22 protein-coding genes and 1 pseudogene are annotated in these 26,797 nt (G+C 71.1%); 14 read left to right on the top strand and 9 right to left on the bottom strand.

Annotated elements, in window-relative coordinates; translation table 11 throughout:
• Positions 1-66 precede the first annotated feature (66 nt).
• Positions 67-1,110 (top strand): trans-acting enoyl reductase family protein, encoded by a 1,044-nt coding sequence (locus BI06_RS31675; protein WP_199523378.1) that lies wholly within the window; start codon positions 67-69, stop codon positions 1,108-1,110.
• Here the strand turns inward: BI06_RS31675 and BI06_RS31670 are convergent.
• On the bottom strand, positions 1,073-2,761 hold the full coding sequence (locus tag BI06_RS31670; RefSeq protein WP_063795051.1) for an SMI1/KNR4 family protein: 1,689 nt from the start codon (positions 2,759-2,761) through the stop codon (positions 1,073-1,075). The two genes, BI06_RS31675 and BI06_RS31670, sit on opposite strands and share 38 nt — an antisense overlap.
• Positions 2,762-3,106: 345 nt before the next feature.
• On the opposite strand from BI06_RS31670, the gene BI06_RS31665 reads away from it, so the two are divergent.
• Both BI06_RS31665 and BI06_RS31660 read left to right on the top strand, forming a co-directional pair.
• A complete protein-coding gene (locus BI06_RS31665; protein ID WP_043473965.1) occupies positions 3,107-4,258 on the top strand; it encodes a hypothetical protein in 1,152 nt (383 codons plus the stop codon).
• 1,151 nt (positions 4,259-5,409) lie between these two features.
• Complete coding sequence (locus BI06_RS31660) at positions 5,410-6,249, top strand: hypothetical protein (protein WP_149030543.1); 840 nt, start codon at positions 5,410-5,412, stop codon at positions 6,247-6,249.
• 93 nt (positions 6,250-6,342) lie between these two features.
• Here BI06_RS31660 and BI06_RS31655 read toward each other — a convergent pair whose 3' ends face one another.
• The gene (locus BI06_RS31655) at positions 6,343-6,741 is read right to left on the bottom strand and encodes a hypothetical protein (RefSeq protein ID WP_233290368.1); all 399 of its coding nucleotides are present in this window, start codon (positions 6,739-6,741) and stop codon (positions 6,343-6,345) included.
• 271 nt (positions 6,742-7,012) lie between these two features.
• Here BI06_RS31655 and BI06_RS31650 point away from each other — a divergent pair, with 271 nt between their 5' ends.
• Positions 7,013-8,611, top strand: a complete 1,599-nt coding sequence (locus BI06_RS31650; protein WP_149030542.1) for a hypothetical protein — start codon at positions 7,013-7,015, stop codon at positions 8,609-8,611.
• 162 nt (positions 8,612-8,773) lie between these two features.
• Here the strand turns inward: BI06_RS31650 and BI06_RS31645 are convergent, their stop codons facing one another.
• Complete coding sequence (locus tag BI06_RS31645) at positions 8,774-9,346, bottom strand: helix-turn-helix domain-containing protein (RefSeq protein ID WP_051742413.1); 573 nt, start codon at positions 9,344-9,346, stop codon at positions 8,774-8,776.
• Between the two features lie 180 nt (positions 9,347-9,526).
• On the opposite strand from BI06_RS31645, the gene BI06_RS31640 reads away from it, so the two are divergent.
• Complete coding sequence (locus BI06_RS31640; RefSeq protein WP_043473956.1) at positions 9,527-10,516, top strand: alpha/beta fold hydrolase; 990 nt, start codon at positions 9,527-9,529, stop codon at positions 10,514-10,516.
• Between the two features lie 404 nt (positions 10,517-10,920).
• Positions 10,921-11,601, top strand: coding sequence for a DUF402 domain-containing protein (locus tag BI06_RS31635; RefSeq protein ID WP_043473952.1), 681 nt, complete (start codon positions 10,921-10,923; stop codon positions 11,599-11,601).
• Positions 11,602-11,827: 226 nt separating this feature from the next.
• Here the strand turns inward: BI06_RS31635 and BI06_RS31630 are convergent, their stop codons facing one another.
• Positions 11,828-12,172: a hypothetical protein gene (locus BI06_RS31630; RefSeq protein ID WP_043473949.1), complete on the bottom strand. Its 345-nt coding sequence runs from the start codon at positions 12,170-12,172 to the stop codon at positions 11,828-11,830.
• 157 nt (positions 12,173-12,329) lie between these two features.
• Complete coding sequence (locus tag BI06_RS31625) at positions 12,330-12,872, bottom strand: helix-turn-helix domain-containing protein (protein ID WP_082558815.1); 543 nt, start codon at positions 12,870-12,872, stop codon at positions 12,330-12,332.
• Between the two features lie 93 nt (positions 12,873-12,965).
• Here BI06_RS31625 and BI06_RS31620 point away from each other — a divergent pair, with 93 nt between their 5' ends.
• The 3 genes from BI06_RS31620 to BI06_RS31610 all read left to right on the top strand — a co-directional run bounded on the left by BI06_RS31620 (position 12,966) and on the right by BI06_RS31610 (position 16,203).
• Positions 12,966-14,390: an MFS transporter gene (locus BI06_RS31620; RefSeq protein ID WP_051742349.1), complete on the top strand. Its 1,425-nt coding sequence runs from the start codon at positions 12,966-12,968 to the stop codon at positions 14,388-14,390.
• A 449-nt stretch (positions 14,391-14,839) separates the two neighbouring features.
• Positions 14,840-15,633 (top strand): IS5 family transposase gene (locus BI06_RS46985; RefSeq protein ID WP_369826108.1). Its coding sequence is split into 2 segments (ribosomal slippage): positions 14,840-15,169 and positions 15,172-15,633, totalling 792 coding nucleotides; the frame shifts between segments, so codons are not numbered across the junction.
• A gap of 198 nt (positions 15,634-15,831) precedes the next feature.
• Complete coding sequence (locus BI06_RS31610; RefSeq protein ID WP_369826269.1) at positions 15,832-16,203, top strand: transposase; 372 nt, start codon at positions 15,832-15,834, stop codon at positions 16,201-16,203.
• Here the strand turns inward: BI06_RS31610 and BI06_RS55620 are convergent.
• Positions 16,191-17,302: pseudogene (locus tag BI06_RS55620) on the bottom strand (ISAzo13 family transposase); the annotation flags it as partial. The gene BI06_RS31610 and the pseudogene BI06_RS55620 sit on opposite strands and share 13 nt — an antisense overlap.
• A gap of 333 nt (positions 17,303-17,635) precedes the next feature.
• Positions 17,636-18,613, bottom strand: coding sequence for a NucA/NucB deoxyribonuclease domain-containing protein (locus BI06_RS46980; RefSeq protein ID WP_158516488.1), 978 nt, complete (start codon positions 18,611-18,613; stop codon positions 17,636-17,638).
• Positions 18,614-19,266: 653 nt separating this feature from the next.
• Between BI06_RS46980 and BI06_RS31595 the strand changes: the two genes are divergently transcribed.
• Positions 19,267-19,455: a hypothetical protein gene (locus BI06_RS31595; protein ID WP_043473946.1), complete on the top strand. Its 189-nt coding sequence runs from the start codon at positions 19,267-19,269 to the stop codon at positions 19,453-19,455.
• Entirely contained in the window at positions 19,419-19,628 is a 210-nt protein-coding gene (locus tag BI06_RS51435) for a hypothetical protein (protein WP_043473943.1), read from the top strand. The genes BI06_RS31595 and BI06_RS51435 overlap by 37 nt, the downstream gene beginning before the upstream one ends.
• 832 nt (positions 19,629-20,460) lie before the next feature.
• Here BI06_RS51435 and BI06_RS31585 read toward each other — a convergent pair.
• Complete coding sequence (locus tag BI06_RS31585) at positions 20,461-22,971, bottom strand: FtsX-like permease family protein (protein WP_043473941.1); 2,511 nt, start codon at positions 22,969-22,971, stop codon at positions 20,461-20,463.
• A 333-nt stretch (positions 22,972-23,304) separates the two neighbouring features.
• Here BI06_RS31585 and BI06_RS54830 point away from each other — a divergent pair, with 333 nt between their 5' ends.
• From BI06_RS54830 to BI06_RS31565, 3 genes are all read left to right on the top strand, one after another.
• Positions 23,305-23,439 carry a hypothetical protein gene (locus BI06_RS54830; RefSeq protein WP_255360275.1) on the top strand — a complete coding sequence of 45 codons (135 nt, stop codon included), beginning with the start codon at positions 23,305-23,307 and terminating at the stop codon, positions 23,437-23,439.
• 1,235 nt (positions 23,440-24,674) lie between these two features.
• Positions 24,675-25,148: a hypothetical protein gene (locus tag BI06_RS31570; RefSeq protein ID WP_030397316.1), complete on the top strand. Its 474-nt coding sequence runs from the start codon at positions 24,675-24,677 to the stop codon at positions 25,146-25,148.
• A 176-nt stretch (positions 25,149-25,324) separates the two neighbouring features.
• Complete coding sequence (locus BI06_RS31565) at positions 25,325-26,221, top strand: hypothetical protein (protein ID WP_030397317.1); 897 nt, start codon at positions 25,325-25,327, stop codon at positions 26,219-26,221.
• Positions 26,222-26,410: 189 nt separating this feature from the next.
• Here the strand turns inward: BI06_RS31565 and BI06_RS31560 are convergent, their stop codons facing one another.
• Positions 26,411-26,740: a putative quinol monooxygenase gene (locus BI06_RS31560; protein ID WP_030397318.1), complete on the bottom strand. Its 330-nt coding sequence runs from the start codon at positions 26,738-26,740 to the stop codon at positions 26,411-26,413.
• Positions 26,741-26,797 lie beyond the last annotated feature (57 nt).

Raw genomic sequence — 26,797 nt, 5'->3', positions numbered from 1 at the left:
ATGTGGGTGTCGGGCCGCAGCGGACCGGCATCGCAGCGGGTGTTCGAGTGGACGGGGAGCAGTCTCATGGGGTCAGGTCAGCTGGTGGCGGTGTTCGGCGCGTACGGTCGCACCGGACGGTTCGTGGTCGCGGAGCTCGTCGCACGCGGGTTCGTCCCGGTGCTCTCCGGGCGCAACGCGCAGGCCTTGGCGGAACTGGCCGAGGAGCACGGGCTGGAGGCCCGGGCGGCGTCGGTCGAGGACCCTGCCACGCTGGACCGGGCCCTGGCCGGAACGGCGGCGGTCATCAACTGCGCCGGCCCGTTCGCCTCGACCACCGGCCCCGTGATCGAGGCCGCGCTGCGCGCGCGGATCCCGTACCTGGACGTGGCCGCCGAGCTGGAGGCCAACCTCGACACCTTCGCCCACTACCGCGAGCGGGCCCGGGACGCGGGAGCGGTGGTCGTCCCGGCCATGGCCTTCTTCGGCGGTCTCGGCGACCTCCTCGTCACCGCCGCGATGGGCGACTGGACCGGGGCCGACGAGGCGCACATCGCCTACGCGCTCAGCAGCTGGCACCCCACCGCCGGCACCCGGCTCTCGGGCGCGGTCTCCCGCGAGCGGCGCGGCGACCACCGCCTGCGCTACAGCGGCGGACAGTGGGAGCGCCGCAGCGACGCCGCGCCCACCCTGGAGTGGGCCTTCCCGGAGCCGATGGGACCGCGGTCGGTGATCGGGGAGTTCACCATGGCGGACGTCGTCACCGTCCCGCAGCACCTGTCCATCCCCGAGGTGACCACCTACATGAACACCGAGGCGGTCCGCGACGTCGCCGCGCCCGACACGCCCGCCCCGACCGCCGCCGACGGGAGCGGACGCTCGGACCAGACCTTCCTCGTCGACGTCGTCGTTCGCTCGGGCAAGGCCGAACGCCGGATCACGGCCGCCGGCCAGGACATCTACGCCATCACCGCACCCCTGGTCGCCGAGGCCCTCGAACGCGTCCTGACCGGCGCCACCAGGACCACCGGCGTCGCCCCCGCCGGCGAGATCTTCGACGCCCCGGACTTCCTGCGCGCACTCGGCCCGCACCTCACGGTCGACCTGCACCCGGAGAAGCAGACCGCCTGACCTCGGCCGTCCCGGTGGCGGACGTCCACCGGGTGCGGCCGATCGCATCGGCCGCAGCATCGTCCGCAGCGAAAGTCCCGGAGACGACGAACGGCGTCCCGACGGGCAGTCCGAGCCTTGCCGCCCAGGACAGCGCCTCGTCGCGGGACGCGTCGCGCTCGGCCAGGCGGGCGGCGGCCAACGAAGGTGGCACCTTGCCCTCGTTCAGCAGGACGGCCCACTGGTTGCCGGTGAGGGCCAGGTAGCGCAGGTGCGGGAAGTCCGCGAGCACGGTCAGGTCCTGGACCGCGGCCCGGGAGAGATCCAGGCCGCGCAGCTTCGGCGCCGTGCGCAACGGGGTGAGGTCGGTCGCAGTGGTGGTGGCGAGGTCCAGCGAGCCGAGGTGCCGGTGGCCCTGGAGCGGTGCGAGGTCGCCGCCGGGGAGGTCGACGGCCAGGGACTCGACGGGCAGGTCCCGGAGGGGGGACAGGTCGGTGACGGGGCGGCGCTCGAGTTCGAGTCTCCGCAGGTGGGGCGCGGTGGCGAGCGGGGCGAGATCCATCGGACTGGTAGGTGCGTTGACCTGGATCAGAACGGCCTGGACAGCGGGCGACACCTCATGAGGGATTCCCCGGGATCGCAGCTCCGGATCGGCCCAGGACTCGCACGAGTCGGAATCGTCCATGACGTCGATGTAGTCGATGCCGTCCCCCTCCACCTCGTAGGCGCCCCGGTCCAGCAGGTCCAGGTAGCGGGCGAGGAGCGAGGTGACGGAGTCGCAGACGTAGAGCGGACCGTCGTAGTAGTCGCGGCCGATCTGGATCACTTGTCCGGTCCGTCCGGCATGGGCGGGGGACATGTCGACCGCGAGGTAGTTGCCGTCGTCGGCGGTGGCGAACGGGAACCATGCGGGGTGCTCGCGGCAGCGCCGAACCGTACCGGGCGGGTCGGCGTCCAGGACGACCGCGTCCCAGTTGTTCTCCCAGCCGGTCCACACCGGTTCCCGCAGGCCGGCGTTGGCGGCGACCAGCCGGGCCAGCGGTACCCAGCCGAGGTTGCCGAACAGGCCGCAGGCGTCCTCCCCGCTGCCGTCCGCGAACAGGTACAGCGCCCGCAGGTCGGCGGGCAGCGGTCGGCCGAGGCGCCGCTCGGCGTCCGCGAGGGCCGCCTCGGTCACGGGCGGTGGGAGTGTCTCGGAGCGCCCCAGGATTTCGGCACGCCGCTCCAGGTGGGCGCGGAGCCGGACGAGGGCCAGGTCCGGGTCGCCTGCCGGGCCGGCCGTGCCCTCCTCCTGGGCGTACCCGGCCGGGGAGAGCCGGTAGTTGCGGTCCAGGACGGCCAGGAAGCCCGGACGTTCTCCGTGCAGGCGTGAGACGACATCGTGGGACGCGACCAGCGAGTACTCCCCGGACGGCCGGCACCGTATTTCCAGCCGCGTGCAGTCCCAGCCGCGAGCGGTACCCACTGCCGAAGCCACGTCACGCAGATCCTGGAGGTCGATGCTCGTATGGAACGATCGCGTCCTCGCGTCGGACAGCGTGCACTGGCCGGTGATGTTGAGACCGAAGAGGCCTTCGGTGCTGACCAGCACCGCCTCCGTCCATCCCACCGGTGCGTTCGCCGCGATTGCCCCGGCGGCCCGTGCGACGCCCTGCTCAATCAGCTCGGCCATGTTCTGTTCCGCTCCTGTTGACACGCCGGTGATCATCGCAGGGGGCCATGACAGAGACGGCCGGCAGGATCCCGGCCGAGGACTGCAGCAGGTTCCTCTGCGGGGCGCGATGACCGGCGGCGGGCGGATTCGCTGCCCGTCGAAGCCGCATTCGGCCGCAGTCGAATTCCATCGGCCCGACATGTGGATGGCCCGCTTCCGGGCTCTCCGGCGGCGGGGTCGTCCGCAGGGGAGTCGGCGGTGCCCGGCTCCGGTGCATAACGCATGAGTCACGGCGCAGGAGGGGATCCGCGTACCGCGGTCCCCCCTGTGCCACATCTCTTCAACGCAGGAGCGCCGAGCACCATGCAGTTCACCATCGCCCGGGCCGTGGCCGGGGCAGCCTCCTTCGCCCTACTGGCGTCCGTCGCCGTGACCGGGGCCGCACCGGCCGCCGCGGACGAGAGCCGCAGCAACCGCGTCCTGGTGGTCCTCGCCGACTTCGAGGACGTGCACCATGCCGAGGCCGGAACGGACAAGGCGGGCATCGCGCAGTGGTACTTCGGGGTCGATGACTCGCTCCAGAGTTACTACCGGGCCGTCTCCCGCGGCCGTCTCTCGTACGTTCCCGCGGTCCCGGACAAGGTCATCGGGCCCCTGACCCTGCCGTGGCACGCGAATTGCGACCCGCGTGCCGTCCGTCAGGAGATCGAACGTCAACTGCCCCAGCGAGGTCTGGCGAAGGGCAAGGACTACGACAGCCTGTCCATCGTGCTGCCCCGGACTCCCTGTGCCTGGGCGGGACTTGGACAGGTCGGCGGCCCGGTGAGCTGGCTGAAGGCCCCCAAGGGCCGGGTGGGGTTGACCGCTGTCGCCCACGAGTTCGGGCACAATCTCGGCCTGCCCCACCAGCCGCGCCGGGTCTGCGCAGGCGGGGACCTGGGCGCCTGCGGCGCTCCGGCGGAGATGGGAAGGAAGTCGCCCATGGGCGGCGGAGGTTCCTCCCTCGGCCTGTCGGCCACGCAGCTCATCCACGCCGGATGGCTCGCGTCCGGCGAGCACGTGCGGGTGACCGCCTCCGGCACCTTCGCCCTGCGTCCCCTGTACGGCAGCGACAAGGGCGTACGCGCCCTGGAAGTGCCCCTGGGCAAGGACCGGTTGGTCCTGGAGTACCGCCGGCCGGAAGGAACCCTGGACGGCCGTCTGAACGGTGTCTATGCCTACCGGGTGTCCGGCGACTCCTACCGGAGTGCCACCCCGGTCTCGGCGTCCGCGGGTGACCGCGACAGCGCGGTCACCACCCTCCACGACACCGCCGCCAAGCTGACCGTGACCGTCGGTGCGGTGGACGCGGACAAGGCCACGGTCACCGTCACCGTCGACGGCGTCACCGCGCCCACCGGTACGGCCACCGCGCCCGCCGTGGAGGTGCCCTCCGCGAGCCCCACCATGTCTGCCGCGGCGATCCCGGTTCCGGATCCGGACGGCGGGGACGAGCCGGAGACACCGACGATGTGACGGGCCCGGACGGCCCGACCGCCTCCGCCACGGCGGCCCAGGGGGGAGGGGCCACGGTCCGGGTGACGCCGGCCCCCACCTCCGCCACTCGGGGAGGCGGGGCCACGACCACTGCCACGACCCCCGTCACAACCTCTGCCCCTGCCTCTTCCCCGGCGGCCACCGTCACGGCCGGCCCCTCCGGTGAAGCCGACGCCGGTGCGAACCTCGCCCACACGGGCGGGAACGGTACTGTCCTGGCCCTGACCGCCACCGCCGGGCTCACCCTGACAGCGGCCGGGGCGATCCTCGTCCGACGCCGGAACCGGGGCGGCAGCCACCGGGCACGCGTGCAACGCTGACCGACCACCGCCCGGCCGACCACCGCCCGGTCGGCCGGGCAGCAGGGCAGCCGTACGCGCCGGTACGGGGACCCGGCAGGAGGCGGCACGGTCAGTCGCCGGGGAACCCCTCTCGGCAAGGCCTTCAGCGAACGGAGCAGCATGCAGCCACAGGCACACCACGGCCCGCCGTCCGACGGCCGCGACTCCGGGGCTGCACAGGGGACGGCTCGGCCCGGGGCCGAGCCGGTGGTGGGGGAGCGGGCGGGTGTCGGCCGGCATGCCGGTGCGGGCCCGGACGCGGCGGTGCGATGGGTCGGTCCTGTGGGGCGGGCTGCGGCCTGGGGCAGGCCCCGGTGCGTTCGGGGCCTGCTCGTGGCCGGGTCGGCTGCGTCGCGGTGTGGGTGCCGCGCGGAGTCGTGCCGGTAACACATGCGATATACGAAATTAACGCCAGAGGTGTGTTGCCGCCTCTCCCTCTCGGCGACCGGGTGTCCGCCGGAGGCTTCGCACTCCGGGGTTCGTGCAGGGTGGGCCGGGCCGTGCGCGGGTGTCGCGGAGCCCTGTGCCTGCTGGCGCAGGGCGGCGGGGATGGCCTGCAATGAAGTCGCGAAGAACCCTTGGTCAAGATGTCGTATATCAGATACGTTACGGCGCGTCGCCGAACCTCCCGGCCTCCGCACCGTCACGGCCGCGGTCCCGCGCAGCAGGCCGGTGGTCAGGTGGGTCAGGTGGTGGCCCGGGGCAACCGGGAGTGGGGTGGTGAAGATGTGCCGATCATGTGACTGATACGTTCGTCCGTCCGATCACGGATCACTCGAAGGACCGCACGTGAGCACCCAGGCCCCGCCGCCGGAGTCCACCGACCCCTGGCGCGCCCCGGCAACGGAGTCCGCCCCGGCACCGGCCGCGCAGGGCCCGGCGCCTGCCCCAGCACCCTGGCCGCCGTACCCGCTGCCCGGCCCTCAGCCGCGGAACGGGATGGGCGTTGCGGCGATGGTGCTCGGCATCATCGGCATGGTACTGGCCCTCACCCTGATCCTGTTCTGGTTCGCCTGGCTGCCCGCCCTGGTGGGCGTGGTGCTCGGAGTGCTCGGGTTGCGGCTGTGCCGCCGGGGTGCGGCCACCAATCGGGGCACGGCGCTGGCCGGGGTGATCCTCGGGGTGCTCGCGCTGCTGGTCTCGGGCGCGGTCGCCACCTTCGTGGGGATGGCGGTCTACCAGTCCGCCCAGGCGGAGCGGGCGGAGGAGCAGCGCCGGGCGGCCGACGAGAAGGCCCGCCGGCTGACCTTCGGCCAGAGCTACACCACCGCCGACGGCCTGAGGATCACCGTGGCCAAGCCGGAAACCCGGGCCCCGCGCCCGAACTCCGTTCCCGCCGAGCCGGGTCTGCAGGCCGTCGTGGCGGTGGTCACCGTGGTCAACACCACGGCCGAGCCGCGCACCATGCACCCGGGCCTGCTCTACCTGAAGGGCCCGCACGGCGACGCCGAGGACCTCTACGAGGGGTTCGGGAGCCACATGTCGATCGACGGCACCCTCAAGCCCGGCGAGCAGCTGGCCGGCCATCGCACCTTCGCGCTGCGGCCCGCCGACTTCGGCCAGGTCCAGGTCACATTCGTCCCGGACCGGGCCACCCTCCAGCCCGTCCGGTGGACCGGCACGCTCTGATCCGGCGTCAGCGGACGCCGCGCTGCGCTGCACCGCGCCGCGCCCTCTTCGTTCCCGTTTCTGCGCGAGTCACATAGTGAGGCCCGGTCGGCCCTACAGCTGAAACAGCGTGCGCAGCGCGAGGTCGGCCACTTGCTGCAGTTGGTCGCGGGAACGGCCGCTCGCCGCCTGCACGGCGATGCCGTCGGTGACGGTGTGCACCAACTGGGCAAGGACACGCGGATCACAGTCCGCCGGCAGCTCGGCCGCCCGCTCGAAGCGCCCGCGCAACGCGGCCTCGCCTGCCATCCGCCGCGCGATCACCTCCTGGCGGACCGGTTCGGAGTCCGGAGCGCAGGCATGGACGGTGTTGACGCTCACGCACCCGTGCGGCATGGCCGACCCGGTGGTCAGTTCGACGGCCCCGAGGAGCAGCCGCTCGACATGCCCCGCCGCCGTTGCCGATACGCGCGGCCCGCAGAGCCCGGCGTCGGAAGGCGAGCACGACGTCACCGTTCGGCAAACCTCGTCCGCGCTCGAATGCGGCTGTCTGTCGGTTCGCTGACGCCGACAGCCCTCGTACGACGGTTCGTTCGGGCCTGGCGTCCCGAAAAGGCAGCCGAGACCTGATCCCGCCCGGTGCTCGGCGAGGCATGTGCATTTCCTCAAGGTGCCGGTGCCGGCGGGTCCCCGAAGGCTTCGCGTCGTCCCCTCGCGCCAACTGCCCCCGGCCGCAAAGCGGGTACGAAAGCTCCACCAGGTAACGCCCCGAGGATCGTTGGCCATGGGCGTCGTGCCCGGCCCGCGTCCACGACGTCGGCCCGCCGGGTCGCAGTTGATGGGCGGCCTGTCCCGAGCGGTGTGCGGCCGATACGCTTGTGGTGGGACATCGGTCACGGGTTCGGGGGAGCCGCTGGTGAGTGTTCAGGGTGAAGAATCGCCGGAAGCAGAGCCGCCCGACACGCCGCCCGTCCTACCTCCAGTGCAGTCGGCACCTGCGTCACCGGATGCCCCCTCGTCCGCCCCCGCCGCACCGGGCAGCGGCAAGCAGATCCTGGTCGGGGTGCTGGTCGGAGTGCTGCTGCTGATCGTCGGTGTCCCCGTCGGGTTGCTGACGACGGTGTGGCAGGACGACCTCAGCAAGGACGACCCGCAGTTCTCCGCCCGTTACGCACTGGGTACCGTCGGCAACCCGACGGTTGTGTCCCAGGCAATGAGTGCACCGGACATACCGGCCGATGTCGTCGGGAACGGGTGTGTGAGCAGCCGGATGTGGGCGCACGACCACGGCGGGATGGACATCGGTACATCGGCGATCGATCTCCAGCTGGTCGGTGCGAAGGACCGGACAGTGGCGATCCGCAACATTCGGGCCGAACGCATCGGAGCCCCCCGGCCGCCGGAGAGCGGGACGGTGCTCGGCTGCGTCTCGCAGGGCATCGGAGAGGTGGGGAAGATCGGGCTGGACCTCGACTCGTCGGCCCCGGTCGCGCTGGTCGGCTACGCCCAAGGGCAGGTGTCCTACACGCCGTACTTCCGCGACAAGTTCCACTATCTCGAGAACCAGAAGCCGGAGGTCTTCAGCATCACGACGCTGGCCTCCGAGCACAGCTACGACTATGTCATCAAGGTTGACGGGTCCGTTGACGGCGAGAACCGGACCTGGACGCTGACCGCCGAGGGCGGCAAGCCCTTCCGGATCTCCGGAGTGCGCGAGGAGCGCTCCAACATGCTCACGTTCGGGCTGCCGACACCACGGACCGACTACCGGAGCGGAGCCTCCCTCGGCGCATCCCGGTGCACCACCGTCTGCATCAACGATGACAACCAGGAGGTGAAGCAGCCCCCGGGGATCACCTACCCACCGCCCGCTGCGCCCTCTGCTCCCCAGCGACCGCAGGCGAAGACCCCGCCGCTCACGGTGGTGCCCCGCGACCCCGAGTCGGTGGCCCTCGCCTGGGCCGTGACCTCCCACAGCTTCGACCAGAGTGACACGGAGGCCGACGTGACCGCGCGGTCGGCCCGCTACCTGACCGCACAGCTGCGGGAGAAGCGGGAGTACTACGCATCGACCTCGCTCACCGAAGGCAGCCCACAACTCCAGGAGTTGCGGGCCCACTGGGGCTGGTCCGAAGTGTGGGCCGCGGACGTGATGCTGCAGAGAACCGATGACAGTGACCCGCCGCCGCCTCTGACACGCCAGGAGGTCGCACTGAGGGTCCGGGTTCGGTACGACTACCAGGACGAGAAGGGCTGGAGCGCCGCAGCGGGCGAGCCGACGAAGCTGCTGTTCGACGAGTACCTGGTCACCATGGCCCGCCAGGCCGACGGTACCTATCTGGTGGATGCGTACCTTGCCGCCGGTCGGCCGACCGGCGGCTGACCGGCAGACCCGGAGCTCGGAGCTCGGAGCCGGCCCTGGCCGGTCGCCGACGTGTCCGGGCGAGGGTCGACTGACCGGTCGGCCCGGCCGCGGAAAGGGCCGGCCGACTGCGACGCACGGTCTGCCACCCCGGAGCCGGTGGTCGGCCGTCAAGGCTGCGTTTTACCGGCCCCGGCGGTCAGGGGTCGGGGTGCGTGGTCGGAGGCGTTCCCCCTGCGGCCCGAACATGATCAGGTATTCGACCGGTCCGCCGGTTCCGGCGTTCGCGACGCCGTGGGCGGTGCGGGTGTCGAACTCGGCCACGTCCCCGGCGCTCAGCACGAGGTCCTGGTCACCGAGCGCCAGCCACAGCCGCCCGTAGAGGACGCAAAGCCATTCGTACCCGTCGTGGGAGACCTGCCGCGGCCGTGCCGGCGGCGCGTCGAGGGCGGGCAGGACGTGTTTGTGGGCGTGCAGGCCTCCGACGTACCGGGTCAGTGGGAGCACTGCCTTGTCGTGGGCGGATCGGTGCGGCGCGGGGGAGCGCGGTTCGGCCGCGGCTGCGGGTGCGGTGCCGGCCAGCTCGTCCAGCGAGATGTCGTACGCCTTCGCGAGCCGCAGCAGCACCTCCAGGGTCGGCCTGCGTCGGCCGGTCTCGATCCGCGACAGCGTGCTCGGCGGGATGCCGGTCGCGCGGCTGACGCCGTTGAGCGTGGCCCCGTGCTGCTCGCGCGCGGTCCGCAGCCTGGGACCCATGGTCGCCAGCGTGTCGGCCGTGCTGTCGTCCGTCACCGTCGCCCAGCTCCCTGAGGCATTGCCGCGCGCACCGCGCTGTCCTGCGAGTTTGCCAGAACGGCAACGGTTGCTCGCCTCGTGCGGCCGTCGCGCCCCATGATCGGTGGGTAACCGCGACCGCCCGTGAACCGAGGAGAAGCGATGCACCATCCCGCGCCGTCCACCGACCTGCGCCACCGTACCGTCAAGGCACCCGCGGGACGCCTGCACGTGGTCGAGCAGGGCGCCGGGCCGCTGGTCCTGCTCGTCCACGGCTTTCCCGAGTCCTGGTACTCCTGGCGCCGCCAGCTCCCAGCGCTCGCGGCGGCGGGGTACCGGGCCGCGGCGTTCGATGTGCGCGGCTACGGCCGTTCCTCCAGGCCCGCCGCTACGGACGCCTACCGGATGCTCGACCTGGTGGAGGACAATCTCGCCCTGGTGCGCGCCCTGGGCGAGGAGAGCGCGGTGATCGTCGGGCACGACTGGGGCTCCGGCATCGCGGCGGCCTCCGCCCTGCTCCACCCCGAGGTCTTCCGTGCGGTCGGGCTGCTGAGCGTCCCCTACGCGCCGCCCGGCGGCCCCCGCCCCAGCGACGTTTTCGCGCAGATGGGCGGCGACCAGGAGTTCTACGTCTCGTACTTCCAGGAGCCCGGCCGGGCCGAAGCAGAGATGGAGCCCGACCTGCGGGGATGGCTCGCGGGCTTCTACGCGTCCGTGTCCGCCGACACCATGCCCACCCGTGGCGAGCCCGACCCGCACTTCGTGGCCCGCAGCGGCGGCCGGCTGCGCGACCGCTTTCCCAGCGGCAGGCTGCCGGCCTGGCTGACGGAGGACGACCTCGACGTGTATGCGGGGGAGTTCGAGCGCACCGGCATGACCGGGGCCCTGAACCGCTACCGCAACATGGACCGCGACTGGGAGGACCTCGCCGGGTACGGCGGTGCCCCGATCGAGGTGCCGTCCCTGTTCATCGGCGGCGCCCTGGACGCTTCCACCACCTGGATGTCCGACGCGATCGACGCCTTCCCGGTCACCCTTCCCGGCCTGGTCTCCAGCCACATCCTGGACGGCTGCGGGCACTGGGTCCAGCAGGAGCGGCCCGAGGAGGTCAACCACCTGCTGATCGCCTGGCTCGCCTCCCTTCGGAGCTGAATCGGCAGGGAGGTGAGGCGGGCGCGCCGAGCCGGGGCTTCGACCACCCGCCCCGGGGGCCGGAGGGCGCGTCGTGCCCCGGTCCGGCGGCCGGGGAGCCGGACCGGACCGGCGGTCGACCCTGGCCCAGGACTGCGGCAGCCTGTGTTCTCGGAGCTGCTCCGTTCGGGTGGCGCGCGGGTTCTTTGGCCGGGTGCGGTGGGCAGAGCATTCGGCATGACGACTTCCATGTGGTGCCGCGGTCGTCGCCGACGACCGTCCGTGCCGGGCGCCTGCGTTCCAGCCGCCGCGGTCCGGGGCCGGGGCGGGTGCTGTCGGAGCTGGTCCGGCGAACGCTTTCGCCCGGGCGGGACGGTCGTGCGCACCACCTGGCACGAGCCCGTCTGTGCGACCTGGGAGCGGTCGTGACCTACGTCGAGCCGGCGCTCGGTGGGCCGTTCGTCCCGGGCGCGACGGTCGTGCGCCGAGACATCCACCTGGGCAGGGTGTGGTCGGCCCAGCCCCACCGGGCGATCTCCGACACCGGTACCCGCGTCGAGCTCGGCTACTGGCCGGGGATCAGCGCCCTCGCCCCGACCACCTGGACGAGGGCGTTGCGCACCGGCGACGACACCTCCCGCAAGGACGGCCTGGCCGACCTTGCGGCGGGCGCCTGGGAACTCGAGCCGTGGGCCTGGCAGCACACCGTCCTGCGCTCGCGTTTCGACCTGACCGGCGAGTGGTTCTCCCTGCACCACTTCCAGACCCCGGCGGGCGAGCCGTTGCGCCTGTATGTGAACTTCGAGCGTCCGGCGGTCCGGACCCGGATCGGGATCGACACCCTGGACCTGCTCGTCGACCTGGTGGTCTCGCCCGATCTGTCCGGCTACTGGTGGAAGGACGAGGACGAGTACGCGCACGGCCGCCGTCTGGGCTTCGTCACCGATGCCGAGCACCGGTCCGTCGGGCAGGCACGCGAGCGCGCCCTGGGTCTCCTCCAGGAGCGTGCCGGCCCGTTCGCCGCCCCGTGGCCGGCCTGGGAGCCGGACCCGTCCTGGCCGCTTCCCGTACTGCCCGCCGACGCCGACCGGGCCGATCCGGGCTGATCTGCCGGTCCGGGCTGCTTGCGGGTCGGCCGCTCGGCCGGCCCGCAGGCAGGTAGTGCGGATCGGCTGCCGCCGCGCTCGACCGGACGGCGCGGACCGGGCCGGTACCTGGTGTGGCTACGCGCGGTCGGGCAGTGGTGGTCTGCCCCGGCGACGGCCCTGGTGCCGTCCGGGCCCGGGGCTGTTGTGGATCCCGCACGCGCTCGTGGGTTTTCGGGCCCGGTGTTCAGTCTTCGTCGTCCTCGTAGGTGAACGGTCGGACGGTCCAGGGCAGTCCGGGGCCGTTGCGGTGGGCGGCGGAGCCGGGTTGCAGGTCGGCGGTCTCGGCGATGGAGGGATCGTGCTCCGCGAGGCAGGAGATGCAGTGGATGCCGCTGGCGTCGGGGAGGTTCGGGTCGTTCACGCCGTCGCCGATCAGCCAGTCGCCTTCGTCGTCGTGGATGACGACGAGAGCCGGCAGGTGTCCTTCTGCGACGGTGCGCTGTACGACGGCGCCGAGGTTGGGTGGGAACCGCCCGTCGGGGAACGGGAAGGGGGCGTGCTGGACGACCGGGTGGGGCGTGTGGCTCATGGCAGCAGTATCGCGGTAGTCCGCAGGAGGCCGTCGGGGAGCATGACGGTGCGGGAGCGGGGCGTCCTGCCGCGTCCCCGGTCGACCGTTGCCGCGTAGCGCGAATTCCCGGACCCGCGGCTCACCGCCGCGGGCCTCGTGCTGCCCGTGGCCGGGTTCATGGTGCAGTCGTTGCGTCGCTGTCGGGGGTGGTGGGGCCGTGACGGTCCCAGTGGGGGGAGCGGACCTCCAGCGTGAGGTCGGGGCTGCGGACCTCGGTTCCGCAGGTGCGGCACGTCCAGGCGGCGTCGAGCGGGTGGTCGGGGTGGCCGGGGTCGTCGTGGTGGGGGTGGTGCCGCAGGACCACCGGGGGTTCGGGTGACAGCCAGCGGTCGCCCCAGGCGAGGAGGGCCTGGGTGAGCGGGGCGAGGTCCCGGCCGGCTTCGGTGAGGTGGTACTCGTAGCGCGGCGGGCGCTCGCTGTAGGCGCGGCGTTCGACCACTCCGGCTTCCTCGAGGGCGCGCAGGCGGGCGGTGAGGCGGTCGCGAGGGGCGCCGGTGTTGCGGGCGATCCGGTCGAAGCGGTGGTTGCCGTAGAAGAGTTCGCGCACGGCGAGCAGCGCCCACTTCTCGCCGAGGACGTGGAGCGCGGCCGCGATGGAGCAGGGGCGGCCGGGCAGTGGCGGGGTGGCTGTGGGCTGGGCGGCGGTGTGCGGGGTCACCCTGCCAGCCTGCCACAGTGGGTTGCGTATTCAAACTCACTGCCGCTAGCGTTCCGGGCCATGAAGTCAGTTGGAATATCAAACCCAGTCGCCGTGCCGGCCGACCGGGACGCCCCTCGCCGCCGCGCCGTGTTCCTGGTGCTCGCCGCCGCGGTCTTCGTCTCGAACCTCGACCTGTTCATCGTCAACGTCGCCCTCCCGGCGATGCAGCAGCACTTCCGCGGCAGCAGCCTGGCCACCCTGTCCTGGGTGCTGAACGGCTACGCCATCGTCTTCGCCGCGCTGCTCGTCCCCGCCGGACGGCTGGCCGACCGCATCGGCCACCGGACGGTGTTCCTCGCCGGGCTGGCCGTCTTCACCACCGCCTCAGCACTGTGCGCACTCGCCCCGACCGTCGGCTGGCTGGATGCCGCCCGGGTGCTCCAGGCGGCGGGCGCGGCCGCGCTGATGCCGACCTCACTGGCGCTGCTGCTGGACGCCACTCCCGCGGCCGAGCGCCCCGGCGCCATCCGGGCCTGGGCCTCGATCGGGGGGATCGCCGCCGGCCTGGGACCGGTCCTCGGCGGACTGCTGGTCGAGGCCGACTGGCGCTGGGTGTTCATCGTCAACGTCCCCGTCGGCATCGCCGCCGTGGTCGTGGGCGCGCGTGTACTGCCCGGATCGCGCGGCAAGGAGAACGGACCGCTGCCGGACCTGTTCGGCGCCGTCCTGCTCACCGCCGCCATCGCCACCCTCACCGTCTCCCTGGTGAAGGCGGACGAATGGGACTGGATCTCGCCCCGGGTGTTGGGCGGCCTGCTCGCGAGTGCCCTGCTGACCGTGTGGTTCCTGCGCCGCTCGGCGCGCCACCGCGCCCCTGTGGTCGAATTGCCGCTGCTGCGGGTGCCGGTGTTCGCGGCCGCCAACACCGCAGCCCTGCTGTTCACCCTCGCCTTCGCCGGCATGCTGCTGACCTCGGTCCTGTGGTGCCAGCAGGTCTGGGGGTACTCGGCGCTGCGCACCGGACTCGCCGTCGCCCCCGGGCCGCTGCTGGTGCCGCCGGTCGCCTTGGGCAGCGCCCTTCTGGTGCGCAGGCTCGGCGCGGGACGGGTGGCCGCGCTCGGCACCCTGCTGTTCGCCGCGGGCATCGGCTGGTGGAGCGTGGCCATCGGTGTCCGGCCCGGTTACGCCGGCGAACTGCTGCCAGGGATGCTGCTCACCGGTGTGGGTGTGGGGCTGGCCCTGCCGACCCTGGTCGGGTCGGCGGCGGCGGCGCTGGCGCCGGCGCGTTTCGCCACCGGTTCGGCGATCACCACGATGGCCCGTCAGATCGGGGCGGTGGTGGGTGTGGCGTTGACGGTCGGGCTGATCGGGACGCCGTCGGGGCCGCAGGCCGCGTTGGACGGTTTCCGGCGGGGCTGGGTCCTGCTGATCGCGGCGGCGTTGCTGGCGTGTGCGGCTGCCTTGTGGCTCGCCGCCGTCCAGCGCCGTGCGGCGACAAGTGCGTCTCGTCGGCCGACATTGACGGCTGGGGCGTGAACTCCTGCGCCACGGCGACCTATGGGCGATCTCACGGCGACTTCGAAGCGCAGGGCTGGTTCTTCACCATTCGCGCAACTGGGACGGCCGTGCGCCAGGCTGCCGGGTCGCCCAACTACTACGGTAGTGGAAAGCAGTGCATGTTCCGCCAGTCCGATCCGTTCAACACCCATACGCGAGTCACCGCACATAAGGGAACATACCTCTCAGGTGTCCGTGTGGACATGAACACCTGACGGTCGGAAGAGTTGGCTCCGTACGTTTTGTCGACGCCCCGGGGTCGCCTTCTGGCAGGCGTTCGGGGCGCCGACGTGGTCCTTGGCGCTTTCGGCGGCATGTGGAGAGGGCTCGTGACGAGGCTCAGAAATTCTATGGCGGCTGCCATTGCAATAGCTGTGCTAAGAAGACATCTCATTTGGATGGGTGAGTAGGCTTCAGGTGTGACGATCGTGGAGCGTCTCGTCCCAGACGAGTTGTGGGAGCTGTTCCAGTTGGTGGTGCCGGAGGCGCCGACCCGGCCGCAGGGAGGTGGCCGGCGTCGCTACGGCGACCGGGAGGTTCTGGCGGCGATCGTGTTCGTCGCAACCTCGGGGTGCACCTGGGCCCAGCTGCCTCCCTGTTTCGGCCCGTCCGGGCCCACCGCGCACAGGCGTTTCACCGAGTGGAGCAGGGCCCGGGTGTGGGCCAAGCTCCACCGGGTTGTCCTGGACGAGCTCGGCGCGCGCGGCGAGTTGGACTGGTCGAGGTGCGCGGTCGACTCGGTGAACATGCGGGCCCTGAAAAAGGGGAGCTGACAGGCCCGAATCCTGTTGATCGGGGCAAGTACGGGTCGAAGATCCACCTGCTCACCGAACGTACCGGTTTACCCCTGTCGCTCGCGGTCTCCGGGGCCAACGTCCACGACAGCCAGGCTCTGGTCCCGCTCGTCGACGCCATTCCACCGATCCGCTCGCGTCGAGGCCCGAGACGGCGCAGGCCCGGCAAGCTGCACGGCGACAAGGCCTACGACCACCGCTTCATACGTTCCTACCTGCGCCGAAGGCAGATCCCGGCCCGCATCGCCCGCCGCGGCATCGACTCGTCCAGCCGTCTCGGCCAGCACCGCTGGGTGATCGAGCGCACCGTGGCCTGGCTGGGTGGGTTCCGCCGCCTCCATCGCCGCTACGAACGCAAGGCCGACCACTTCGCCGCCTTTGCCAGCATCGCAGCAGCCATCATCTGCACCCGCAGACTCTCCAAATGAGATGTCTTCTAAGACCGTGTCCTATGTGGTGAAGGCTCGTAGGCTGCCCCGTCGAGGTTGACGCTGTTGCGCCATGGTCAAAGCGTTGGAGTGTGTCTTTAAAGGAGGGACAGGCCCAGTTGGGTGAGGGTATACCAGACCTAGTAGTGCTTTGTTAGGAGGCTTGTCGCATCGTGTGGTCGGTAGTTCTCTGTTGGTATGAGGGCTGGGGAGTTGGCGTTGTGGCGGGGTCGGTTGGAGGAGTTCGCGGCGGAGGTGTTCGCGCCCTTGGCCCGCTGTGATCAGCGGGCCAAGGGCGGGTTGTACCTGCGGGGGCTGCTGTTGGAGGGCCGGCGCAAGTTGATGCAGCCGATGGCCGAACGCCTCGGGGTCGACCACCAGGCGTTACAGCAGTTCATGACGTCCTCGACCTGGCCGGTCGAGGACGTACGGGCCCGCCTGGCGCGGCGGGCCGTGCGGGCGGTGCGGCCCGAGGTGTGGGCCGTGGACGACACCGGCTTCCCCAAGGACGGAAAGGCCTCGCCCGGGGTCGCCCGGCAGTACTCGGGCACGCTGGGGGCTTGTATCTGAATAACTGTCAGAGTTGATCTGCGCGGGTGCTGTCGTACGGCGGTAGGCGGGCTTGTAGTTGGGCGAGGGTGCGGGCAGGGGTTCCGGGTAGCGGGGTGACTGCGGTGCGGTGCAGGTCCAGGAGGCGGTGGCCGTCTTGGAACTGATTGGACAGGTTGGTGCGGGTGACGTTCAGGAGCTGGGCCAGAAGTGTGCTGGTGGCCGCTCTGCGACGGCGCAACAGGGCGCTCAGCAGGCGGTGGTAGTGGTCGAGGCTGCTGGTCTGCGGGTGGAGATAGCTGCGTGGGCGGTGGAAGCGTCGCTGGAATGCCGCTTCGGCCAGGGCGTCCCAGTACGGCTCCGAGATCGCGACCAGACGGTCGAAGTCGGAGCGTGACATGCCGGTCAGGGACGGGTCGCTGAGCATCGCGGTCAGGGCGGGATCGATTCGCTGCCGATTCGGTGCCGGCTCCGGGAGCCCGGGTGGGAGCGGGGCCAGGGTGTAGTTCCAGTCGCCGTGGAAGGCGTGGGGTGTGATCGGCAGGGCGTGGAACTCGGCGGACGGGACCGCGGTGCCCAGGTCGTACTGGCCGGTGTCGAGTTCGGCTTCGATTCTGAGCCCGGTGCGGGTGGTCGTGGCGGCGATCGTCGCGATGACGACCTCGTAGCTGGTCAGCGGCCGGCCTCGCCAACTCGCGGTGATATGGCAGAACATCCGGTGTTCGATCTTGTTCCACTTCGATGTTCCGGGCGGGAAATGGCAGACCGTGATCTCGAGTCCGCTTTCCAGGGCGAAGGCTGCGAGGTGCCTCTTCCATGTCCAGCGGCGGGGATCGTTGGAACCGCCGCAGTCGGCGGTGATCAGCAGCCGGCCGGCTTCCGGGTGGTCGTTCCGTCCGCGCTGCTTCCACCAGCGACGGATGGATTCCACCGCGAACTCGGCTGTGTCGTGGTCGGTGCCGACGTTGACCCAGCCGGTGTTGTGGGCGATGTCGTAGATCCCGTAGGGGATGACCACGGGCTGGTCGCTGGTGATGAAGGTATGGGAGTCGACACGGATGGGGTTCTTGCCGGGCCGCCAGACACGGCCGGGCCGGTCGCGGTTGCCGAGCCATTCCTTCAGCAGCCGCGCAGAGCACAATGCGGCAGTGGAAATTCTTTGTTCTGATACGGCTTCTCCTCCAAGGGGTTTTTCCTCTATAGCTAGCGTCCCGTATCGCTCGCGCGGCGGGCGCCTCGGAGTCTGGACTCTTTTCTCTGGTCCGACTGGCACTGTACTCGACCTGGAGGAGAGTGGAGGATACATGCTGCATGTATTTTGGCGAGGTATTCCACCTGTCGCCGAGAAGCGGGGGGACCCAATTCTTGCTGGAGGGCTTCAGAGCTTTTTCTTCGTGTTTGTGCCGACGCCGGACTAGTACATCCGGCGTCGGCGCGATAAATCAGAAAGCGGTTACGGAATTATGTCGACTCCGAACTTATCGTTGTGGAGGATCCGGCTCGATCCGTACCAGCTCGCCAGATCGGTGCCGGCGTTTCCGTTCTCGGTCGCATTGACGTATCGAACGGAGAAGTTCTTCTGATCATTCATCGCGGCCCCTTCCCAGGTGGAGGCGAACGGAAATTCGTCACACTCCTCGCCCGGATTGCTCTGGATCGTCGCGCAGACCGATCGGACGACGGCCCGATTGTCATCGTAGGCCTGCTGGGCGATCGGGTTGGCTCCGGGGTACAGGCGGGTGATTAGTGACGGAGGGTTCCCGGACATGTTTCCAGGGATCACCTTCGGGGTGCCGTCAGTTTTGACGGGAAGAGTGGAGCTCGGATCCGTGAAGGCCGAATATATATGTTCGGCTACGCCCTTCACTCGCGGATCGGTCCTGCTGTACTCGAGGTACGGGACGGCTCGGCTGGACACCGCGCCTTCCCGCTGGGGAATGTAGCTTGCCGAGTCAAATCTGATGTCCTGGGCCGGCCTCGCCATCTTTCCTGACCAGCCGCCGTTGTAAAGGGGGGAAGCTACGAACGCCCTGTGCTCCACCTGCCAGTGGCAGTCGACCAGCTTTTCGTCCCCAATGCCAAAGGCGGAGTCGGATACGATGCTCCAGCCAATCTCGCTTTTTGATTTCCATTGCGATACCGAGCCCCCGAATGGATTTATTGCGTCGATGGCCTTACATGCTGTCGGAGTATCAGGGTTCGCATCCTGCTCGGATTTGGTCGCCAGTGCAATCTCGACTATCGAATTCTTTGACCATATGCCCTTGGGCTGGAAATCATCCAGCTTTACGCCGATCAACGTCTCCCTGCCGCCATTGACGGCAGTGCCGATATGCGTCTCGCGGTAACTGAGAGTGCCAAGTGAAAAGCCGTTTCGGAAGGCCGTTGCCTCTGCGTAGCCGTGTCGGCAGAAGTCCTGGCGGTCGATCACTTGGCCGTACATATCGGCGTTGCCCTCGGGCCTTGCCTGGCTCGTCTGAAAGTTGTTCGGAGTCGAGCCCCTGCCAGATCCGCCGAGCCCTTGGTGAAAGGGAGTTCTGACTTGGCGGGATGGTTGCTCTTCGAAGCGGGCTCACTTGCGTCGCGGGCCCCCTGCGAAGTCGATATTTGCATCACATCCGACTTGATGGTTCCCACGGGAAAGTCTGGAAGCTTGGTGCCGCTCATGAACGTGGTGAACGTTATTTCGGGTGCTGCTGCAGCCGAGGCGGTGGACCCAAGTCCAGAAAGAGTCGATAATACAGCTGGAACGAGAATGAAAATACCCCTGGAGTGCAAAGTTACCCTTTTTTCATCTATCGTCGCGCGGGGTGGAGTAATGTTGCCACCGATTTCAATCTATTGACTCATTGTGCGTGTAGTAACGGGGTTCGCCGAGGGTGTCTTGTTTGCATTGATCAAATTATTGGGTGAATCTCTAATTCCACTTAGAATCTCAAGGTCAGGACATGCAGGGGACTGCATGCTGCGATGGCGGCCAGGCCCGGAAGGTTGGCTCGAAGGGGCTGTCAGAGTCGGGATGGGGATCCTGCGGTCTTGGCCTGCGATGGGGTTCGGCGCGGGGAACGCCCTTCCGGAGTTTCAGTGAGCGTCCCGCCGACCGCAGCGGAGCCCACGTTGTGGGAGTTCCAGCGCAGCATCCTCCAGATCCGCGAGGACCAGCGCGGCGGCATCACCGGGCTTCGCGAGAACCTGCACGCCGACCTCCAGGTCCTCGCCGGCCGGATCGAAGAGCCGTGGCAAAGGACGTTTACGCCGCGGATCAGCGCCTGACCGAGCAGCGGCTCGCCGTCCTCGAACGAGATCTCGCGGCCGAGGTCCGGGCCCGGACGGCGGCTGAGGATTCGGCGGCCGCCGCGAGGCGGTGGCTGATCGGCGCGTTCGGGGCTTCGTTGGTCGTCGCGGCGTTGCAGCTGTGGATGCTGTCGAAGGGTGGCCACCCGTAGGACAACGGCCAATCCCGGCCGCTGGCACGGGTTGGCTGCTGAGTACGACCCATCACCTGGTGCGCGGGGGAGAAACGCGAACCATCCTGTGGCTACACCACTGAGCGCCGACGGCTTCCTCAATGCCCTTCGGGGCGAGGGCCTTTCCGTCAACGAAGTTGGGAACTGGCGCGCCCACCAACCACAACCACACGGGGCAGTGGGGGCCGGACAGGATGGCGGAGCGGTGGTGGAGCGGCTGACCACCGCGCCTGCGGGGAGGACGACTTCGAGAACGGCGGGGAGCTGAGCCGCCGGCTGCCCCGCCTGGCAGAGCTCTACAGCGAATAGGGCTGGATCGACCCGTCGGCCCTGCTCTGGTCAAGGCGTGCCCGACGTGCTGATACCCACCAGGTTCATCCGGCTATTTGCCGATCGTCCCGGCGCTCGCACGGAAGAGGTCGAGCAGTTCGCGCCCGGGCTTGCTGTCCGGATCGAAACCCTGGCCTGCCGTTGTTCACTGCCTGGTGCCCGCCGAGCACCCAGCCTGACCGGCCCGTCCGGCCAGCTGTACGCGGAATCCCGTCCCGCCGGGGGTCGGACGGTGATCAGGCCGTGGGGCACGGTGGTATTCCGGCCCCTCGATCTCCTCACCTCGTCGGTGGCCCTGATGCCCTTCCGCCACGGCCGGGACAGGACGGGAATCGCAACGACCTCGCGGTCGACAGCCGACCTGGTGGCCGGCCGCAGCGCGCTCCGCTACCGCACCCTGGCCAGCGCCCGGATGCGCTGGACCATCCACTGCCGCCTGCCCTGCGGCGTCGGGGCCCGTGGAACCCCGGGGCCCGCGAAGTCACGCCGTGTGCAACGCGTCCACCACCGTCATCCGCCCCACCCGGCGGGCCGGGAGGACGGCCGCGGCGAGGCCGGTCAGCACGGTGAGCACCAGGGCCGCGGCCACCAGGAGGACGGGTGGCCCGCCGACCGTGCCCACGGTCGAGGTGACGGACCGGGCGGCCGCCCAGCCGTACGTCACGCCCAGGCCGGTGCCGAGCAGGGCGCCGGCCAGCGCCAGCAGGACCGCCTCCAGGGTGAGCATCCGGCGCAGTTGCTGCCGGGACATCCCGATCGCCCGCAGCATGCCGATCTCCCGAGAGCGCTCGCTGACGCTGAGCATCAGGGTGGCGGCGACGCCGAGGCCGGCGATCACCACGGAGAAGCCGAGCAGGGCCATGCTGATCAGCATCATCCGGTCCAGCAGCGACCGCAGGCTCTCGGCCTGCGCGGCCGTGTCGGTGACGGTGAGCTGGGGCTGCCCGTCCAGGGCCCTGTCCATCGCCTGGCGGGCGGCGAGCCGGTCGGCCCCGGCGGCGGGGCTTATCCAGGCTGTGGTGACGGCCGCCCCCGGGGCGAGCCGCTCCAGGGTGGCCGGGGTGACGAAGAGGACGGCCCCGCTCTGGAGCACGAACGGCAGCGCGCTGCGGCCGGGCTCGATCCGCAGGGTGGCGGCGGGCGCTCCCGCCCGGCCGGCGACCACGTGCTCACCGTTCCCGCCGGGGCCGGCCGGTCCGTCGTCGCCGAAGCCGCTGAGGGCCGTGCCGCCGGCCAGCGCCCGGGCCCGGTCGGCCCCGTCGGTGGCCGGGCCGAGCAGTGCCGGGTCGGCCGCCGCCACCAGTGTGCTGCGGCCGTCGATCTCCAGCGTGGCCGAGCGGACGGGCGTGACGCCGAGCGTCCGCTCCCGTCCGAGCACGGTCAGCGCCCCGGCCGGCAGCGGGGCGCCACCGGGGGCGGTCACCGAGAAGACGCCGGGCTGGCGGGCGGAGACCGCCGGGACGAGGGAGTCGGAGGTGATCTCCAGCGCGGTGACGGCGCTCACCATCACCGTGACGCCGAGCAGCAAGGCCGATCCGGTGGCGCCGGTGCGGGCCGGGTTCAGCCGCAGCTGCTGGGTGGCGAGCCTGCCCGCCGTGCCGCAGAGCCGCCGCACCGGTACGCCCAGCCCCGCGACGACCGCCGGCAGCAGGCGGTGGCAGAGCCGCAGGACCCCGAAGAAGCTGCTGATCGCGCCCAGCGTGACGGCCAGCAGCGACAGCGGCGGCCCTGCCACCACCCCGGCCACCAGCAGCGCGGTGCCCGCCACCAGGAGCAGCACGGACAGCGCCGCCGCGCGCGGCCCGGCGCCGCCGGTGGTGCCGCCGGCGTCACCACCGAGGGCCGCGACGGGCGGCACCGCCGAGGCGGCCTTCGCCGGTCCGCGCACGGCGAGCACCGTGAGCAGGACGCCGAACATCCCGGCCGCCACGCAGGTGAGCGGGGACGGCGTGAGGGAGAGGCGGACCGGTCCGAGGTCGGCGGTGCCGGCCAGCACGGTGCCGGCGGCGCAGAGCCCCGTCCCGAGCAGCACCCCGGCGACCGACGCACCCGTGCCGAGCAGCAGCCCCTGGCGGCGGATCAGCCGCCGGACCTGCGCCCGGTCGGCGCCCACACACCGCAGCAGGGCCAGCTGGCGGGCCCGCTGGGCGAGGACGACGGAGAAGGTGTTGCCGACGACCATGCGGGCCACGGCGAGGGCGATCAGCACGAACGACAGCGCCGCGATCAGCACCACCCCGTAGAGCGTCCTGCTCTGCCGGGTCGCCTCGGCGACGGAGGCGTCGTGGGTGCGGACCTCGGCCCCGCCGCCGAGGGCCTGCCGCAGTGCCTCGGCGGTCTGCGAGCGCGAGGCGCCGGGGGCGAGGCGCAGGTCGAGCCGGGCGGCGCCGACGCCGGTCGCGTACTGCGCCACGGCATCGTCCGGCACCGCGACGACCGGGCTCCCGGCGAGGCTGGGCGCGCCGCGGCCGTCCAGGGTGCCGGCCAGGCGGACGGTGCCGGTGGTGCCGTCGGCACGGGTCAGCCGGACGTCGGAGCCGGGCCGGGCGTCGACCCGCCGGGCGGTGTCGGCGTCGAGCAGGATCTCGCCGGGGCCAGCCGGCCACCGGCCGTCCTTGAGCAGCTGCCAGCGCAGCGCCGGGTCGGCCGCGATCGAGCTGACCACGGCCGGCTCGTCCAGCGGCCGCCCGGCGGAGGTCAGCACCCCGCCACGGCCGACCAGCCGCGCCGACACCGCGGCCACGCCGGGCACCTGCCGCGCCCGGTCGGCCGTCCCGGGCTCCAGCGGGCCCTGTGCCTGCGCCCCGGTCACCTGGACGTCGGCCGGTCCGACCTCGGCGGCGGCGGTCTGGCTGAACGAGTCGACCAGCGCCCCGCTGCCGCTGACCGAGGTGATCAGGAAGGCCACCCCCAGTGCGATCGCCGCTCCGGTGAGGACCAGCTGCCGGAGCTGCCCTCGCAGCTCGGTCAGGGTGTATCGGTACGTCGTCATGGTCCCTCGGCTCAACCGCCTGACCAGCCGTGATGTGCCGTCAGGATCATGATAGAGCCTAGGTCGGCCGGCCCCCGCCCCCGTCAGCACGACGTCGCATCCTTGATCACTCCGAGGTCTGAGCCCCTCCGCCCGCCCGTCCTCCTCGGGAGGTACGCCGCCCCCTACGGCGGCAACGGGCCCGAGGCCGGCGAGCGGCCCTGGTGAGGGTCAGGGCATCGGCACGGCGTGGTGGGGTCGTTTCCTCAGGTCGAAGCTCGCGTCCATCGGCGACGCCGTCCCGCCCGTGTGCGCGGGGAGTGCCCCCAAGAGGCGACGGGGTACGCAGCACTGGTGGTGGCGCGGACCCGGCTGGAGATGACCAGGACAGCGGCGCGAACGTCCAGTCGACGCGGCGCGCAGCTGCTCGGTGACTTCCCGGGCTCGCGCCGCGTCGACTGGACCAGCCTGCTCCTGGTCTTCGTCTAGGCCCGGCTCATGTCCGACGCGGCCAACCGGGAACCGGGTAGCCGCGTAGACCCGGGCTACAGGAACGGCCTGGCGAGGATGCGCAGCTGCTGTTCGACGATGGCACCCATCGGCCCGGCGGTGCCGAGGTGCGCCCCGACGGTCGTCTTGCTGACCGGGCGGTTCTCCCGCCGGACCCTCCCACGACACCGATGCCCACACCCAAGTGGCTGGGCGCTGCTCACCAGGTGACCGGCCGGCTCGTCGACCGCCGGTTCAACGGCGCGGCGCGGCGGGCCGGCATCACCTGCCGGGGACGACCATCAGGTGCTGTGGACCGTGCCCCGCTAGGTCGAGCGGGCACAGACCCACGCCGCGGCCGAGCGCGAGCACCAGGCCAAGCAGGCGGGCGAGGAGCAGCGGCGGGAGGGGTGGGCCTAGCCGGGGGCGGGGCAGGACCGGCGGGCCGTCATGCCGATGAGGCGACGTTTCCGGCTGGAGGCCGCGGCCGCCCGGTGGGTCGAGGCCGACCGCGGGCGGCCCGCGCGCCTGGGCCACGAGGAGATCTCGCAACCCCGGTGGGCGGGCGGCCTGCCGGTGTATGCCGCAGGCCGCCCGTACGCCATCCTGCGGTCGGCCGCCCACGGCGCGGGCCGGGACGAACCGGCCGGGCTGGTGGTGCTGACCGCCGGCGCCACCGAGCATCGTGCCGTCGTCGACCGGGCCCCGGCCGGAACCCGGGTCGTCGACCTGTCGGTCCGGCGCTCCGGCCCGACGACCCTGCGAGCGCCCCGGACCCCCCGCACTCGCCCGGGAGTCGGGCACCGACACCGCCGAACACCGACCGGCTCCCGCTCGCCCGCGGCCCCGGTGCCCGACTCCCGGCGCGCGGACGGGAGACGTCCTCGGCGACCGGGCCCTGGTGGCCCGAAGCGGCTCGGGCCGGGAAACCCGGTGCTCGGCGGCGGCCGGTGCCGGCCGGTCCGGCAGTGCGTCGGGCCGGTCCCGGCCTGCCCAGGTGGCTGAGCCCGGCTGCGGCACAGTGAGGGTGATCATCCGCAGGTGTGGAACGGGAGGGTCGGGCAGGATCAAGAAGAAGCGACGCGAGCACCCACCGCTCACGGAAGCGGAGTGAGCGGTACCCGCAGCCCCCGGCTCCGACACGCTCGCGCGCCCGCCTGCGGACACAGGTTGACGAAGCGTCTGGTCTATGATCCGCCTGTACGCGTCAATCGGGCGCAGGGGGAGGGGTCAGCATGCTGACGGAGGCTCTGGCGGCGTTGGCCGCAGCGGGGGGAGCGGCTGTGGTGCAGGCCGCCGCGACCGACGCCTGGGCAGGGACCAGGGAGAAGGTGGCTGGCTGGTTCGGGCGAAGGGATCCGTCCCGGCAGGCCGCCGAGCTGGAGCTTCTCGACGAGACCGCCCGGGTGATCGCCCAAGCGGAAGACGACCGGCGCCCCGATGTGATGGCCGCTCATGAAGCGTTCTGGCGATCCCGGATCGAGGGGGCGCTGGCCGCCGCGCCGGACGACCAACACCGGAACCAGGCGGCGCGGGAACTCGACGTGCTGCTCCAGGTGATCCGAGCCGCCGCGCCGAGCGGCAACGGAAGTCTGACGGTCGGCGGTGACCTCACGATCCGCAGCGCCCCGGGCTCGATCGCCGCCGGCGTGATCAACGGGGGCGCGGTGGTCAACTCCCCTTCCCGGCCGGAGCGGACAACGGGCTGAGCCGCTCCGGGACCCCCGGCCCCGTCACCATCAACGCCACTACCGTCCACGGCGGCATCCACCTCACCCCAGGTGGGGCCGGCGCCGGACAGCCGACCGCGATCCTCGGTGTCAACACCGAAACCCGCCCCGGTTACCCCATCCCCTACCGGCTCACCCGCACGGGGCGCGACACCTTGATCGAGCCCACCGACCCCTACCTCGCCGCTGTGCGCGCCGGCGAGCCGTTGCACGGCGGCCTTCTCGTGCACCGTTGGCCGGAGCTCGACGTCAAGGTGGTCAACAACACCGGCGAGACCGTGCTCCTCCACGAGGCCCTCCTCGATGTCACCTCCTCCGAACCCGACCTGCGCGCCCTGCCGTTCCTGACCTGCGATGAGACGGACATCGTCCTGTTCAACGGCGGCTGGGGCCCGCTGACGGAGGCCACCGTCACCTACTCCCTCTTCGACACCCCCGACGCGCCCGACCCCCTCGCAGGCCCCTACGTCCTGCGCACCCCCGAAGTGCGCAGCCGCGAGCGGCACTCGTGGTCGGTGGAGGACAAGCTCAGCCCCTTCGCCTTCCACGGTGCCGGCCGCCTCCTCCCGCGCCACGAGGTGGCCGTCCGCGGCGTGCTCGCCTTCACCCATACCGGTGCGGACGGCGCCGTGGTGCACTCGTCCAACCCCTTCACGGGGTGGCTGGTCCCGCGCCGCTCCACCAGTACGATCCCCCGGATCGGGTCATATCTGGGCCCGGGCCAGAAGTACTCCACCGCGCTCGCATCCGTCGGCACCGGCTACCGGGTGAGCGTGCCGCTCTCCCAGGTCGTGCAGGCCGGAGAAGCTGACCGCTTCTCCGTCACCATCGCCTCCGACCGGTCCGCCTTCCACTCCTTCTCCCTCGTACTCCGGTACAACGACGGCCAGGAGCTGGTGGTGGCGGACAGGATCCACCTGGCACTGTTCCTGTCGGTCACACAGGAGCGCCACGCACCTCTGCTCGTCCGCCCTGGCCTCGCGGTTCGGCCCCAGTCCCGGACGCAGCCCCAGCCCCGACGGCGGTGGTGGCAGCGCTTCCGCCGACCTTGACCGCCGACGCGTCGACCGCCATCTCGCCGACCTGGCTCGGCTGGGCTGTCCGGCCGAGCCGGCCGGTGGGGGTGTGGTGGCGGTGCTGGTCCCGGAACCGGCGTGGGGCACGGCGCCCGGTAGCGGACCGGCGCAGCGGTCTGCCGATGGCCCCGTTCTCGTGAACAGAGCCGGCCGTGGATGTCCGCCTCAGGCGAGAACCGGTTCTGCCCCGGGGTACGGGCTGAGCATGGTGTCGAAGTAGCCTTCCGGGTCTTCCTCCAGGAAGGTCGACAGATTCTGAAGGAAGGCGCGCAGCGGGGGTGTTGCGTTGTGCTGGTCCAGGTCTGCCTGGGAGCGCCACACCTCGTACAGGAAGAAGCGGCCGTCCTCGTGCTCGTGGAGGTGGTACTGCATGTTGCCGGGTTCTCGCCGGGTGGGTTCCACGAAGGAGGAGAGAATCCGCCGGACCTCGTCCGCGCGCTCCGGCCTGGGGCGCAGGAAACCGTAGAGGGCTATGGGGCGTTCTGTGTTCGTCATGCCCTCACGCTAAGATCTCACATCAATGTGAGGTTCAAGGGGTTGTGAGGAGCGCCA

The sequence above is a fragment of the Kitasatospora sp. MBT66 genome (assembly GCF_000710405.2).
GTDB classification, from domain to species: Bacteria; Actinomycetota; Actinomycetes; order Streptomycetales; family Streptomycetaceae; genus Kitasatospora; species Kitasatospora purpeofusca.
Note: the sequence above shows the minus strand (reverse complement) of the source record. Positions and strands in the feature narration are given on the sequence as shown.

Bases quoted from the DNA above. Each gene is read 5' to 3' on its own strand.
- BI06_RS31670 (WP_063795051.1), bottom strand. From the start codon at position 2,761: ATGGCCGAGCTGATTGAGCAGGGCGTCGCACGGGCCGCCGGGGCAATC.
- BI06_RS31610 (WP_369826269.1), top strand. From the start codon at position 15,832: ATGAGGGCTGGGGAGTTGGCGTTGTGGCGGGGTCGGTTGGAGGAGTTC.
- BI06_RS31630 (WP_043473949.1), bottom strand. From the start codon at position 12,172: ATGAGCCACACGCCCCACCCGGTCGTCCAGCACGCCCCCTTCCCGTTC.
- BI06_RS31640 (WP_043473956.1), top strand. From the start codon at position 9,527: ATGCACCATCCCGCGCCGTCCACCGACCTGCGCCACCGTACCGTCAAG.
- BI06_RS31665 (WP_043473965.1), top strand. From the start codon at position 3,107: ATGCAGTTCACCATCGCCCGGGCCGTGGCCGGGGCAGCCTCCTTCGCC.
- BI06_RS31560 (WP_030397318.1), bottom strand. From the start codon at position 26,740: ATGACGAACACAGAACGCCCCATAGCCCTCTACGGTTTCCTGCGCCCC.
- BI06_RS31650 (WP_149030542.1), top strand. From the start codon at position 7,013: ATGGGCGTCGTGCCCGGCCCGCGTCCACGACGTCGGCCCGCCGGGTCG.
- BI06_RS31645 (WP_051742413.1), bottom strand. From the start codon at position 9,346: ATGGGTCCCAGGCTGCGGACCGCGCGCGAGCAGCACGGGGCCACGCTC.
- BI06_RS31570 (WP_030397316.1), top strand. From the start codon at position 24,675: ATGCTGACGGAGGCTCTGGCGGCGTTGGCCGCAGCGGGGGGAGCGGCT.
- BI06_RS31585 (WP_043473941.1), bottom strand. From the start codon at position 22,971: ATGACGACGTACCGATACACCCTGACCGAGCTGCGAGGGCAGCTCCGG.
- BI06_RS31675 (WP_199523378.1), top strand. From the start codon at position 67: ATGGGGTCAGGTCAGCTGGTGGCGGTGTTCGGCGCGTACGGTCGCACC.